The 13,077-nt window shown below is 35.4% G+C and carries 16 protein-coding genes; 9 read left to right on the forward strand and 7 right to left on the reverse strand.

What is annotated here, in order from left to right; all coding sequences use genetic code 11:
* Positions 1-99: 99 nt before the first annotated feature.
* Both ABH966_RS08220 and ABH966_RS08225 read right to left on the reverse strand, forming a co-directional pair.
* Positions 100-723, reverse strand: coding sequence for a hypothetical protein (locus ABH966_RS08220; RefSeq protein ID WP_370077396.1), 624 nt, complete (start codon positions 721-723; stop codon positions 100-102).
* Positions 724-738: 15 nt separating this feature from the next.
* Positions 739-1,251, reverse strand: a complete 513-nt coding sequence (locus ABH966_RS08225) for a matrixin family metalloprotease (protein ID WP_370077397.1) — start codon at positions 1,249-1,251, stop codon at positions 739-741.
* A gap of 115 nt (positions 1,252-1,366) precedes the next feature.
* On the opposite strand from ABH966_RS08225, the gene ABH966_RS08230 reads away from it, so the two are divergent.
* From ABH966_RS08230 to ABH966_RS08250, 5 genes are all read left to right on the forward strand, one after another.
* Positions 1,367-1,756 (forward strand): hypothetical protein, encoded by a 390-nt coding sequence (locus tag ABH966_RS08230; RefSeq protein WP_370077398.1) that lies wholly within the window; start codon positions 1,367-1,369, stop codon positions 1,754-1,756.
* Positions 1,757-2,375: 619 nt separating this feature from the next.
* Positions 2,376-2,996 carry a tyrosine-type recombinase/integrase gene (locus tag ABH966_RS08235; protein WP_370077674.1) on the forward strand — a complete coding sequence of 207 codons (621 nt, stop codon included), beginning with the start codon at positions 2,376-2,378 and terminating at the stop codon, positions 2,994-2,996.
* 254 nt (positions 2,997-3,250) lie between these two features.
* Positions 3,251-3,487 carry a hypothetical protein gene (locus ABH966_RS08240; protein ID WP_370077399.1) on the forward strand — a complete coding sequence of 79 codons (237 nt, stop codon included), beginning with the start codon at positions 3,251-3,253 and terminating at the stop codon, positions 3,485-3,487.
* A 22-nt stretch (positions 3,488-3,509) separates the two neighbouring features.
* Positions 3,510-3,653 carry a hypothetical protein gene (locus ABH966_RS08245; RefSeq protein WP_323656514.1) on the forward strand — a complete coding sequence of 48 codons (144 nt, stop codon included), beginning with the start codon at positions 3,510-3,512 and terminating at the stop codon, positions 3,651-3,653.
* 96 nt (positions 3,654-3,749) lie between these two features.
* Positions 3,750-4,079, forward strand: a complete 330-nt coding sequence (locus tag ABH966_RS08250; RefSeq protein WP_370077400.1) for a DUF3889 domain-containing protein — start codon at positions 3,750-3,752, stop codon at positions 4,077-4,079.
* A gap of 37 nt (positions 4,080-4,116) precedes the next feature.
* Here the strand turns inward: ABH966_RS08250 and ABH966_RS08255 are convergent, their stop codons facing one another.
* A complete protein-coding gene (locus ABH966_RS08255; protein ID WP_370077401.1) occupies positions 4,117-4,671 on the reverse strand; it encodes a DJ-1/PfpI family protein in 555 nt (184 codons plus the stop codon).
* Positions 4,672-4,900: 229 nt separating this feature from the next.
* Here ABH966_RS08255 and ABH966_RS08260 point away from each other — a divergent pair, with 229 nt between their 5' ends.
* Positions 4,901-5,299, forward strand: coding sequence for a MarR family winged helix-turn-helix transcriptional regulator (locus ABH966_RS08260; protein ID WP_370077402.1), 399 nt, complete (start codon positions 4,901-4,903; stop codon positions 5,297-5,299).
* Positions 5,299-6,495 (forward strand): MFS transporter, encoded by a 1,197-nt coding sequence (locus ABH966_RS08265; RefSeq protein WP_370077676.1) that lies wholly within the window; start codon positions 5,299-5,301, stop codon positions 6,493-6,495. Before ABH966_RS08260 ends, ABH966_RS08265 begins: the two co-directional genes overlap by 1 nt.
* 41 nt (positions 6,496-6,536) lie before the next feature.
* Here ABH966_RS08265 and ABH966_RS08270 read toward each other — a convergent pair whose 3' ends face one another.
* Positions 6,537-7,205, reverse strand: a complete 669-nt coding sequence (locus ABH966_RS08270; RefSeq protein WP_370077403.1) for a C40 family peptidase — start codon at positions 7,203-7,205, stop codon at positions 6,537-6,539.
* A gap of 356 nt (positions 7,206-7,561) precedes the next feature.
* Entirely contained in the window at positions 7,562-7,954 is a 393-nt protein-coding gene (locus tag ABH966_RS08275) for a ribonuclease HI family protein (RefSeq protein WP_370077404.1), read from the reverse strand.
* 477 nt (positions 7,955-8,431) lie between these two features.
* Here ABH966_RS08275 and ABH966_RS08280 point away from each other — a divergent pair, with 477 nt between their 5' ends.
* Positions 8,432-8,623: a zinc-finger domain-containing protein gene (locus ABH966_RS08280; RefSeq protein ID WP_132358910.1), complete on the forward strand. Its 192-nt coding sequence runs from the start codon at positions 8,432-8,434 to the stop codon at positions 8,621-8,623.
* A 298-nt stretch (positions 8,624-8,921) separates the two neighbouring features.
* Here ABH966_RS08280 and ABH966_RS08285 read toward each other — a convergent pair whose 3' ends face one another.
* Positions 8,922-9,905, reverse strand: coding sequence for an SEC-C domain-containing protein (locus tag ABH966_RS08285; RefSeq protein ID WP_370077405.1), 984 nt, complete (start codon positions 9,903-9,905; stop codon positions 8,922-8,924).
* Between the two features lie 230 nt (positions 9,906-10,135).
* Entirely contained in the window at positions 10,136-11,950 is a 1,815-nt protein-coding gene (pepF, locus tag ABH966_RS08290) for an oligoendopeptidase F (protein ID WP_370077406.1), read from the reverse strand.
* Positions 11,951-12,118: 168 nt separating this feature from the next.
* On the opposite strand from pepF, the gene ABH966_RS08295 reads away from it, so the two are divergent.
* On the forward strand, positions 12,119-13,069 hold the full coding sequence (locus ABH966_RS08295) for an RpnC/YadD family protein (RefSeq protein ID WP_370077407.1): 951 nt from the start codon (positions 12,119-12,121) through the stop codon (positions 13,067-13,069).
* The last annotated feature ends 8 nt before the right edge of the window (positions 13,070-13,077 follow it).

Here is a 13,077-nt window from a genome sequence, read left to right on the forward strand (position 1 = left end):
ATAACCACTTAAAAAAGTAGAGAAAAAGCGTATTATAAAAAAAGTTTTGGAACACGCTTTTTCTCTATTTAAATGAATTGAAGATTTAACATATTTTATTTAGTTATTGAATTCTATTCTAGCATCATTAAAAATACTTTCAATTAATTTCAGTTCTGAATCATCTAAGTTTTCTTCATAAATTTCTAATTCATTAGAGTCCAATGGGACTTTACCAACTGTAACACCACTTGTAGCAAATACTTCATCTTGTTCGTCTGTTAGAAATAGTAAATATTCATCACCTTTATTCATTTTTTCATACCCATTAACGCTGTAAATAGTACCTTCTGATTCAAAATTTAATTCTGCAATAGGAATAGTTTGCTCTAGATTAATTTTATCATTGGTAGTCGCATTTTTTACAACTTCAGTAATTTCAAAATCTGCAACTGTATATCCACCAATTACGGCTTCATCTATTTTAGATTTAAATACTTCTGTTCGCACATCCTCTAGTTTAGTTCCTTTAACAATAATAGGTGATTTTTCCGCTAATTCATTCAAATCAATGAAGCCATTCGTTTTAGCTTCGCCATCAATTCTTTTAGGCTTTGAAGGAGAATCTTCTGAAATAATTTTATTTTCATTAGTATCTTCTATAGAAAATCCTTCTGAAATAAGAAAACTACCACTAAATAAAACTATTAATCCGGCACTAATCATGAAAAAATTTTTCTTCATTTTTTAACCTTCCTTTCAATATTTTTTTGCGATTCCAGCTTTGTCATCTTTTAAAGGATAAGCTTTGTTATTAAAGCCTAATTTTCTCATAACTGCTATTTCATCATTTTTTTCTTGTGTGTGACCTAATCCTGCCTCATGACCAACTTCATGAACTACAGTTTCAATTCTTTGAGTTGAATTTAACTCTTCACGCCATTTTTTATAAATAGTGATTCGCCCACTACCAAAACTTTGACCATAAGTATCTCCATTATATTTATCCAAGTATTCAACACTTGCTTCTACACCAGATGCAGTAGCTACTTTTTTTGTAAAATTGATTTCAGGGAGCGCATTCCACGCTAAAATTCCACTTTTAACTTCACCACCTAATTTGTAACTATCAAAAGTAGGGTCTATCCAATAAAATGCATCTTTTGGATTACTAAATTTTTTGCTATTTAATTCATAAGCTTGTCCTTCAGGTACTTGAAAACAAAAAAAGATTCCAAAACATAAAGCTAAAAACGAAAATTTCCTCTTCATACAATCATCTCCTGTTTACATAATATAACAACAATACCATATTAATGTAAATTGAGAATAAAAGTCAATAGTGTTAAAATTTAATAAGAAATACAATTAGAAGGGGGGGATTTTTGTGTTAAAAAAAATAATTATTATTTCATTTGCATTGATTTTTTTATGTGTTGGATGTTCTAATGATGCAAAGAAAATTATTTTAGAGATAGCTAATGAAAATGGGGATTTTAAAGAGAGTTTAGAAATCCTAGATAAAGATCAAGTTTCGATAATAAATAAAATTCTAAATAAAGTTAAATGGAAAGAAAAAAGTGAAGAATCATTTGGACTATTAAAGTACAGAATGTCTTTTGATTTTATAGACTCTGATAAGGAATTGAAGTCTTCTTATTATTTAATCTATGTAAATTCAAATGAACAAGTGATTCTGGTAGAAAATGATGTGAAATATACTAAATTATCAAAAGGAGAATCAAAAGAATTACTTGATATACTACCAAATAAATAACAAAAAGGAAAATATTACAATTTAATGACGACTTAACAAGCTTCATAGATAGAAAAATCAAAACATTTTTAATTAAGAACTTATATTGAAGAAATACTTGAATAAAAGAAATACTAGGTTTTCAAAACTAAATATTCACAACTATTGAGAGAGTCTTAAAGACTCTTTTATGTGCGCCCGGCATGCGTATGAACTATAGGGTGCAAGTCCCGAACCCCGAAGACAGAAGTAGAGGTTAGCCAAGAGCAAGGGTGTCCGTGGCGAAGCGGAATCTGGAGGCAAAACACCGGTCCGAGGAACACGAATCTCATATAAGGCTAGGTATGATTGGATGAGTGTGCATAACAACACAAAGTCCATTCTGTCGAAGGTCATATCGAGTAAATGAGGCGGATAGATGGTGTGAAAGTGCATACGCTTACCCGGGGAGTTCTGATGGAAATGCAAAGTACACTTTGTAACCTACTTAGCGATAAGTAGCTGAACCATCAGAAGTCAGCAGAGGTCATAGTACCGTTTACATGGGAAGGACCGAACTATGAAGAAGTGTGGAATAAACTCGAATTTCACTTGTTCGATGAAGCAGACAATCCAAAGAAGGACTTACTTAGTGGAAGAAATGGTGAATCCCATAGGAGACACTAAGAGGGCTGAGAATACAAGTGGCAAGGAGAGACAGAAAAGCATAACGGACAGGGAGATACAAAATCGCTGTCCGTCAGACTTCATGGAACAAGTGACCCGTTTAAGGGAATTGGCAAAAGATGCCCAGTATTATCGAGTTGTAGTTGAAATCTTGTATACTACAGGCATACGAATTAGTGAATTATCTGCCATGAAAAAGGAAGACATTAACTGGTCCGAACGGTCAATTGTAATTACAAAAGGTAAACGTAAAAAGTCTCGAATTGTTCTTTTTACACGAGAATGTGGGGAACAACTATCCAGGTATCTAAAAGGGAGAGAAGACGATATGCCCAATGTATTCGTGAATACAACTGGAAAAGGACCAATCTGCCATAGGACTGTCCAAAAAAAATTAGCCGAGTATGGAGACCAGTTAGGTATGAAAATTACCCCCCACACATTGCGACATACCTTTGCATCTCATTTAGCTATGAAGGGAATGCTGCTCTCATGCATCGAGGTTCTCCTCGGCCATGAGGAAATGCAGCATACGCAACTATATGCAAGGCTCTATGATCATGCTCGTAAGGAAACCTATGATCAATTTATGTGAAAAAGGGAGAATATGATTGTTCACAAAATATAAATTAACGCAAATAATCCACTTCTCTAAACCACCCGAAACCCTTGATATATATAGGTTTCGGGTTTATTTCTTTTTCTAGGAAGTTAATGAAATGTACATTACTAATTAATATTAGTGATGTACATTTTTTTATACTGTAAAAGTTTTAGCAATGTCTGTAGTAATCCCCAAAGCATAAAACCTTCTATCCTGAGCACATTACATGTAGGAGGTGAAGATCCGTGGCCAATAGAAACACCAATGAAAACAACAAAAACAACAATAAAACAATGAATGTTAGAACGCAAAATCCCTTTGATACCTACAAAAAAATAGACCTCGATAAATCAAATAGTAATAACAATAACCCGAATGACAATCTCAATGAAGAATTCGCTGCAGAATTTGATGCGAAAGCAAAAAATAAAGATAATAAAACGAACCATAAGAAAAATCAGCAGTCCAACAAAAACAAATAACCAAAGTATGGAGGCTTAAATAATGGCAAAGAAGAATAAAACGAGCTTTAAAAAGAAAAAGAAAGAAGATACACATAAAAGAAATGATCGTGAAGAATATTCAGCAGAATTTAATCAAGTAATTCATAACAATCCTCAACAACCAAAACAATCCAGTAAAAAATAACAAAAACTGCTCCTTAAGGTTGAGAATACTTAAGGAGCACTTATTTTTTGCAGTTTTGGCTACTTTATACCAAAAGAATATGAAAGGTTGATTAACTTGTGGAAATTTTGTGTGAAACTTGGCATTTTTCTTGTATTGTTTGCTGCATTCATAAACACCCCAACAATTACTTATGCTCAACAGGGGATACCAGCTCATGCTCAATGGGGAAAAGTAGCGATAAAAGAGACACATGCAAAGTACCCTCAAGCAAAAATCCTCGATTATTTGCATGAGGGAAGCGAGGTTGTTGAAGACTCCACTATTGAAAAATTTAAACTTTGGCTAAAACAAAGTGACAAGGAATTCGGTGTACATGTTCGAATCAAATATGTAACCAATACAAATAAAGTAGTGAAAATTGAATTCCAAGAAACCACTCCATAAAATACGAGGATGCCTACTTTCGGGCATCCTCATTCCGTTAGCTTTCTAGCTTTTTAATAAATTCTCGCATTAATCCAGGTAAATCTGGCCATGCATGACCACTAATTAAATTGCCGTCTGTGTGAAGATTAGTATCGATATACGTCGCTCCAGCTACTTGAACTTCGGGCTTGCATGCAATATAGGCTGTTAGTTCACGTCCTTTCAGAACTTCTGGAATGGTCGCGAAAATTTGAGCTGCGTGACATACAGCAGCGATTGGTTTATTTGTTTCAAAGAAATGGCTCACTAGTGCTGGAACATGTTCATTTAAACGAATGTACTCTGGCGCTCGTCCACCAGGAATGATGAGCCCGTCAAATTGTGCTGGATCTACTTCTGCAAAGGATGCGTGTGCTTCTAAGCCATATGCTGTACGCTCGATGTATGTATCGACACCATCAACAAAATCGTGCAATACAGTCTGTAATTTCTTCGCGGATGGTGCTGCAATCGTTACATCATAGCCAGCCTCAAGACAACGGTAATAAGGATAAAAAATTTCTAAAGCTTCAACTGCGTCTCCTGCAAGTATTAATACCTTTTTCCCCATGCTTCCATCTCCTTTTATTTGTAATCTATTAGCTTAATTCGACACTTTCAAAAAATTCCCTTCTGATATTTAGTACATCGGAGAGAATCGCTGATAATAATGAATCATACGACAGTCGGCTGGGGATCATTGCTCCTACAATGCACCTTCAAACAACTTGCTTTACAACGAAAAAAATGAAGAGTATAGTATTTATTTAGCTAGGTAAATAAATTAGGAGGTTGCTAACATGAATCCTATCTTTCATGCTTTATTCCAAAAAAGTCGTTATTTAACGAATTGTTTAAATGAAGTACTGAAACAGCATAACTTGTATAGCTCACAATGGGCTATTTTATATTGCTTACATAATCATGGGCCAATGACATTAACACAAATTTGGAAGTATTTAAACGTTGAGGCACCGAGTATAACTAGAGCAATTACTCGACTCGAGACTTTAGGTTGGGTGCTTAGAATTGAAGGTGAAGATAAACGTGAAAAAATCGTTACTTTATCACCATTTGCAGAGGAACATTTGCCTGCTATCACTAAAACCATCTTAGTTTTTGAGGAAGAAATGGTAGGGGCATTGACTGTCGAGGAACAACAGCAATTTATAATTTTATTGGAAAAAATGAAAGGTTGATAGACGTGCAGCAAGAGGGGAATACAAAAATATGGACGAAGCGGTTTATTAGTCTCTTTTTAACAAATATCTCGGTCTTTTTTGTTTTTTATGGATTGGTAACGACTTTGCCGCTATATGCGATTGGTGAGTTGCACCAGACAGACAAGGAAGCGGGATTGTTAATATCAGGATTTTTATTATCAGCCATTTTCGTTCGTCCTTTTTCGGGTAAACTATTAGATGTTTTTGGGAAGAAAAAGCTTTTAGTTATTTCAATTATAGGGTATTTTTTATGTACAGTTTTATATTTATTTATTCATCCTTTTGGACTTTTACTAGGACTACGTTTTATTCAAGGGATTTTCTTTAGTATTATTACAACAGCTGCTGGCTCTTTAGCTGCAGATATAGTGCCAGCCAATCGAAAAGGTACAGGTCTAGGCTATTTCGCAATGTCTACTAACTTAGCAGTAGTTATTGGACCATTTATCGGTTTGCTACTTATTCAATATAGTAGCTTCAATGTATTATTTATTGTGATGAGTATTTGTATATTAGCAGGGGGCATCCTAGCTGTAACGATAAAAACTGATGATTTATCCAAGCCTGAACATCAGGGTAAATTGACATTTAAATTTGATGATTTATTTGAACGTCGTGCACTTCCAGTTGCGGCGATTGCTAGTTTAGTAGCTTTTTCATATTCGAGTATTTTATCGTTTTTATCAGTCTACGCACAGCAAAAAGATTTAATGGCTGTAGCGAGTCTATTTTATGCAGTATTTGCAGCAGCAATGCTTATTACACGTCCATATACAGGTAAACTTTATGATACAAAAGGGCCGCAGTTTGTTATTATACCTGGTATTATACTCTTTGCTATCGGTCTTGTTATGCTCGCATTTGTCTCAGGACCAGCATTATTTTTATTTGCAGCCATCTTTATTGGATTAGGCTATGGGGCAGTAACTACAAGCTTACAAGCATTAGCTATACAATCTACATCACATACACGCAGTGGTTATGCAACAGCAACGTTCTTTACGATGTTTGACCTTGGCATTGCGCTTGGCTCATACATTTTAGGAATGGTGGCCGTGCAAGCAGGCTATTCTTCTGTTTATCTAACTGGAGCAGGCTTGCTAGTTGTAGTCTTTATCATTTATTTACTACGTTTAGCAAAAATAAAATCGAAAAAAGTAGCACATGTATAAAGAAAAAACAGTTGGGGAATCCCAACTGTTTTTTTTATTCACTATATACGACCATATCCAGCAAAGTGTGTTTTCCAATAAGAGCTATTAATGTTAGCAATAGAAACACCACCGTCACTTGCGCTAATCATTTGACCATTTCCAATATAAATGCCTACATGTGAAATACCAGCTTTATATGTATTAGCGAAGAATACTAGATCACCTACTTGAGGTGAACTTACTTTTTTAGCTGTACTGTAAAAACCTGCTGCAGACTTACGAGCTGTCGAAATACCAGCATTATTATATACGTAAGTGACGTAGCCTGAGCAATCAAAACCTGTACTCGGTTTACTTCCACCAAATGTATATTTTACGCCTAATTGTTTTTTAGCAACTTGCACTAGGTTAGTTGTTGGTTTAGGTGTAACTGTTGGTTTAGCTGCAGCTGTTGGTTTAGGTGTAGGTGTTGATATTGTTGCTGATGTGAGTGGGGTATTGAGGTTTAACTTTTGTCCAACGCGAATTGTCGTAGAAGATAAGTTATTCCATTTCATCAATGTTTGATAAGTAACACCATACTGATTGGCAATCTTCCATAAAGAATCACCAGATTTTACTGTATAAGTTGCCGCTGATGCTGTGTCAATTGTTGAAAAAAGTACAGATGAACTTAAAGCCAATGTAGCTAATTTCAATCCCCATCTATACTTTTTATTCTTTTTCATAATATGTATCCTCCTAATAACTTTAAAAACTTAATACATATATGATATTAACATTGTAATATTACAATAGTATGTCAATAAAATAACATTGAGGATACAAATTATACTAATAATAATTGGAAAATATATTGATTTATGGCTTATCATCAAAAATCAGGGGAGATATTTATATATATATGCCAAGTATGTAAGTTAATTGGATGAGGACTTGGCGATTCCTTATGAGCATGGCATATATTTTGTTTATATATGAAAATGAAGATGATAAAAATTAAAATATTGGGGGATATTAAGTATCTGAATGAAGTGAAAGGAGGAGACCGACTCTTGGTAAGACAAGAGGCAGTCCCTATAAATTAATTTTTTTCATTTTGAATCGCTTTACGTGCAAGTGCATCTGCTGCTTTGTTTTGCGTATCTGGAATCCATTTGATGAAAAATAAATCGAAGCTACTCACAAGTGTAAGTGCCTGCTCAAGATAAGGTTTAAATTCCTCATTTTTCACATATTCTTTTTCCATAGAGGCAACAACAATTTTTGAATCTGAGCGCACTGAGACTAGGTTTGAACCAAGCTTTCGTGCTTCCTCAAGACCGCGAACTAAGGCAGTAAACTCGGCAATGTGGTTATTAGTTTGCCCTATATACTCACTGATTTGTATATGATGGCCTTCTCCTTTAATAAATATCCCAATACCACTTGGGCCAGGATTACCTGCACTAGCAGCATCTATATATACTTCTAACATAAAATCCCTACTTTTTGATTTAGATTATACATTAATTGTACATCAATAGTGCTTTTTCACAATATCTTAGTTGATGATCAATTATGCCTCGGCATAATTGCGTCCGGAATCGGCTTTGTCTTGCCTGCACGAGGGCCGACACGATGTCGGTCATTTCGGTAATGCCACAAGACGTGGCGTTTTTACCGATGCAGGTCAGTTAGCCGTTATCGCATGGATGCGATGGTTTTAGGCTAACATCCTCTAAGAACTCCTTTCCGATTCCGTGACATCCGCCGGAGGCTTTGGATCACCTGCTGAAAAGAAAAGTAGCTCAAATCCGCTTTTATCTCACTACCTATAGAGGTGGGGAACTTATTTACCTGTCGCTACAAAAGAGATTTGCTAAATGGTTAAACAAAATAGTTGCTTGTTCAAAATGTTCACTTCATAATAGTAAGAAGCGAAATTTGGACGTGAAAGGAGCGAGAGTTCAATTTGGATAAAGTGACGGTTATGAAAGATATTGATGAACTACATGATACGTATTGTGCTGATTGCTTAGTCATAAAGCAATTACGAAAAGATCGTGGTAAACCTGGAGCTCACCGTTTCTGTATTGAAGCTTGCACTGTAGGAGAGCGACTACAATTTCTCGGAGAAGAGCTCTTGAAGGTGTATAGTAAATAATGTTTTAAACCATTACAGAAATGTTTTACAACTATGGCAAAGTAATCATAGGAACTAAACAGACTATGTTTAAATAAAATAAAGCTTATTTCATTTTTGCTCAATAAATAATCATATTTACTAAATTCGATGCATAAATAACAATATGTTCGGAAATGATAGTGATGGTTGGTTACCGTGGAAAAAGCTACCTTTATTGTTGGCTCATTGCCGATAATAAAGGTAGCTTTTTTCTATGTAAACTAAAATGCGCAACACACTCTAAAATTGCATAGAGTGTGTTGCGCTATTTTAAGCATTATTTAGTTGCAGCATAGCTACTTAAGTCTTGGTAGTATTTTGTGAGAGAGGAAGCTGAAATATCGAACGTCGCCGCAATTTCTTTTACAGTCAGTGATAACGGCTCGAATAGCTCTTTTTCTTGACCATATCGAATTGCGCCGGCAGCAATGGCCGCCTCTTTGCGCGCAGATGGTTGTCCTTCAATTAAATAGTCCTCTAAAAGCTCTAACATAGGAGCTGTTTCACGCTCATTTTGCTCAAGGAAATCTTTTACCTGTGTGATTACATTGCTCTCAAAGTTCGTGAACTCCTCGCCTTTATAACCGTTTGACACAAGTAATTCCCAGAAGGATAAATGCTCTTCTTTTAAGAATGCTCCAGCCTTTTTCTCAGAAGCCTCAAAATTTTTCTTGAATTGCTCAAATACTTTAGCATGATCTTCTGGGAAGAAGATAAGCGTTGAGACAGCTAAATAATGCTCTGATTTTTTTGTACCATCTGGTAAGATGAATGCAAAGACATGCATACCTTCAGGGATTGGTTTGTCATTTTCACGACGAATATTAATCTCTTCATTTGTTAACACATGTGTAGCCTTGAAATATTTTTCTTCTACAACTGACACGGAACCAACAAATAGACGAGGTTGTGACCAGCCTTCTAACACTTTTACCGTAGAAGGTCTTACCGTTTTTTTCTTTGTTTTCTTTAAGTAACCTTTCCAAATAGAGGGGTCTTGGTGGAAGAAGAAGTCGTCTAACGCGATCGCCTCAATCAGCTCTCTTTGCAGTACGCTCTCTAATTTAGGTTGCCATGTACCTACATGCTCTATATAGGCACGAACATCTTTACGTTCAGGATATTCTAAGTAAAATGTTTGTAGTACACGCTCTAATTCTTCGATTGCTACAGCTTCTACGGTAACCTGTTGTTTACCTTCACAACATTTTTTATATTTTTTGCCGCTACCGCATGGGCATGGATCATTACGTTTTACCATAATTAGAAACACTTCCTTTGAAAATTGTTAGTAGAATTTTGCTAAATAAATTGCATACAATTAATAATAACGGTACATTTGTACGAAGAAAAATGATTGTCTATTTAGAAATATCAAAAAACATAGAAGGACGGCCTGATTCTAGTATATGTATGTATTTTCCTGCTTAGAACCTAAAAAAAAGAAAACCATCTACGCTTTAGAAATAGCGTAGATGGTTCTCGCTTTGTTTAGCCTTTGACAGCTTCCATTTCAGTCGTCAATCGTTCTAGTTCATCAATAAGTTGACCAATATAAGCAATCGTATCTCGTAGCGGCTGGTCTGTTGTAACATCGACACCTGCCATTTGAGCTAGCTCTACAGGTGATTTCGTACCTCCAGCTTGAAGGACTGCTAGCCATTCATCTACAGCAGTCTTACCTTCTTTTAAGATACGCTTAGATACTTGTGTAGAAATTGTTAAGCCAGCGCTATATGTGTATGGATATAGGCCCATATAATAGTGCGGTTGACGCATCCAAGTAAGCTCTGCACCCTCAGTAATATCGACAGTGTCACCCCAGAAATCTTCTAATACAGAGCGTTTTAATTGATTTAAAACAGTAGCATTCACAGCTTCTCCAGCGTCGATTAATTCATATACTTTTCGTTGATAAGCTGCCTCAAGTAAATGTGTGACGAAGTTATGATAATACGTTTTGGATACAATATTTGAAATTACCCAACGTTTGAAGCGAAGATCATCGTTATGGGTTAATAAATAATTAGCTAGTAGCATTTCATTCATTGTTGATGGTGCCTCGATAAAGTATAACGAAGGACGACTGTTAAAATAAGATTGATTGGCATGTGCATTCACAAAATGCCCTGCGTGCCCAAGCTCATGAATTAAAGTAAATACCTCATTCATACGTTCATTCCAAGACATTAAAATATACGGATGACTACCATATGGACTTGAACAGAATGCCCCAGTCGATTTACCTTTGTTAGGTGCATAATCAATCCAGCGTTCGTTAAACGCCTTTTCGAGCATCTCTTTGTAATCTTCACCCAAAACGTCTAATGCTTTTTCAACATATTCTTTTGCTTCAGCCATTGTTAATTTCGGATCATAGTCTGAATCAAGGGCAATCTTTAAATCAGCAAATGTCATTTTTTCAATGCCGTTTGCTTGTTGAATAAGCTTTGCGTAGCGGCGCATATGCGGAGAAAGCTCTTTCGTAATCAGATCTATTTGACGATTATAAAGCGTACGATCAACATCTTGATCAAATAATAAATAGTCAATGACAGAATCAAAACCTCGTAAATCAGCCATAGTTTTTTCTTGTTGAATGTGAGTGTTATAAATTTTTGCAGTTGTGTGCTGATAATCGCGCAACTTATTCGAAAATGCTTGGAAAGCTGCACGGCGAACATTTGTATCAGCGTCAAACTCCCAATCATTTTCGTATAATACAAAACTAAGTGGATGTTTTTCGCCATTGGCCTCAAACTCTCCAAAATGCATATCTACAAGCTTTGTCGTATTATACGTTTCATATGGTGCATCAAAAGTAGAGCTAAATGCAGCTAGTGCTTTTTCTACCTCTGGATGTAGCTGATGAGGCTTTTGTTTTAATAATTCCTCTATATAGACTTTATATTTAGGGCTTAATGTAGCAGCTTCTTCTAAAATAGACTCATCTAGTGCTAGTAATTCACTGCGTACAAAAGAAATTGTACTACTTATTTTTCCGACTGCTGTACCATATTTTGCAGCACGCATTTGGGCTTCATTATCTGTATGATCAGCTTGATTATTTAAGCTTGCATAAGTACCAATAGGAACTATGCTTTCATATAGTGCTTCATAAGCTGTTAAAACATCAATTACCTTTTGAGCATCCGTAATTGTACCTTGATGCGTGCTTTCGAAATTTTTTGCATCTTCCACAAGCTTCGCTAGAGCAGGTTCAAAATCCGCGTCATTTTCAAGTAAAACTGTTAAATCCCATGTTTGTTCTACTGGTACATCTTTTCGTAATGGCAATACCTCCATTAATTAACACCCCTTTTTAGTAAGTGATTCCATTATAACGAAACTATTTCGGAAAGTGAAATAATTATAGAAAATAGTTTCAATGTTCTTAAAAATATAACAATAGAGTGGAAACTTTGTTCGTAATAGCTATAATAGATTTAAAGTTAAAGGGGGGATGTAGTTATAATGCAGCTAGTTTGGGAGAAACCAGATGTATATAAGCTTAGTCAAGTGAATCAAGATAATCTATGGAAGAAGTTAATTGCGGATTTGTTTGAAGATTTTTTGTTGTTCTTTTTGCCAGACTTACATGCAGAAGTTGATTTTTCTAAGCAAGTGGAGTTTTTACAGCAAGAGCTTTTCAAAGAAATAATTGAACATCGTCAAGGGCGCAAGGTAGCTGATCAAATTGCGAAGGTTCATCTAAAGAGTGGGGCAGAGCAATGGATTCTTGTCCATACAGAGATACAAGCAGTAGATGAAGTGCATTTTGCGAAGCGAATGTTTGAGTATTTTTATCGTATCAGTGATCGTTATGGTAAGAAGATTGTGGCCATTGCAATCTTTACAGATACGAGTACCAAAAGCACGAATCAGTATCATGAAAGATATTATGGTACAGAAATAACTTATACATTTAACAAGTTTGTCGTGTCAGATTTTGATGAAGAAGAATTGAAAAAATCACCGAAGCTGTTTAGTAAAGCTTTACTAGCATCAATTTATTTAAATCAAACAAAAAACGAAATGAGCCATCGTAGTGCTTACAAAAGAGCATTACTAAGAGAAGTATGGTTATTAAGTAATGTTGAACGGACAGAGATACGTGCGCTTCTTTACTTCATTGATTATTTATTAAAGCTACCAAAATCTATGTCTGAGCAGCTTTTAAGAGATGTAAAAGACGAAATTAAAGGGGAGGAAGAAATTTTGCATCTAAATAAAGAAGGTTTACCGCCGACACTTGCTGGAGTTTTGGAATTAGAAAGACAGGAAGGAATTGAACAAGGAATTGAACAAGCCATTAAACAAATAATCAGCGGTTTGATTGAAACGGGTGCTGACGATGAATGGATTGCTGAAGTTTCAAAGCTTCCAGTGACAAAGATAAAAGAAATTCGTAAGGAACTGAAATAATTAAAAAG

This window comes from Lysinibacillus sp. RC46, from assembly GCF_041262385.1.
Lineage (GTDB): Bacteria > Bacillota > Bacilli > Bacillales_A > Planococcaceae > Lysinibacillus.

Coding starts and splice junctions, on each gene's coding strand:
- ABH966_RS08245 (WP_323656514.1), top strand. CDS start 3,510: ATGGCAAAGAAGAATAAAACGAGCTTTAAAAAGAAAAAGAAAGAAGAT.
- ABH966_RS08270 (WP_370077403.1), bottom strand. CDS start 7,205: ATGAAAAAGAATAAAAAGTATAGATGGGGATTGAAATTAGCTACATTG.
- ABH966_RS08285 (WP_370077405.1), bottom strand. CDS start 9,905: ATGGTAAAACGTAATGATCCATGCCCATGCGGTAGCGGCAAAAAATAT.
- ABH966_RS08255 (WP_370077401.1), bottom strand. CDS start 4,671: ATGGGGAAAAAGGTATTAATACTTGCAGGAGACGCAGTTGAAGCTTTA.
- ABH966_RS08220 (WP_370077396.1), bottom strand. CDS start 723: ATGAAGAAAAATTTTTTCATGATTAGTGCCGGATTAATAGTTTTATTT.
- ABH966_RS08225 (WP_370077397.1), bottom strand. CDS start 1,251: ATGAAGAGGAAATTTTCGTTTTTAGCTTTATGTTTTGGAATCTTTTTT.
- pepF (WP_370077406.1), bottom strand. CDS start 11,950: ATGGAGGTATTGCCATTACGAAAAGATGTACCAGTAGAACAAACATGG.
- ABH966_RS08295 (WP_370077407.1), top strand. CDS start 12,119: ATGCAGCTAGTTTGGGAGAAACCAGATGTATATAAGCTTAGTCAAGTG.
- ABH966_RS08275 (WP_370077404.1), bottom strand. CDS start 7,954: ATGTTAGAAGTATATATAGATGCTGCTAGTGCAGGTAATCCTGGCCCA.
- ABH966_RS08235 (WP_370077674.1), top strand. CDS start 2,376: ATGGTGAATCCCATAGGAGACACTAAGAGGGCTGAGAATACAAGTGGC.
- ABH966_RS08260 (WP_370077402.1), top strand. CDS start 4,901: ATGAATCCTATCTTTCATGCTTTATTCCAAAAAAGTCGTTATTTAACG.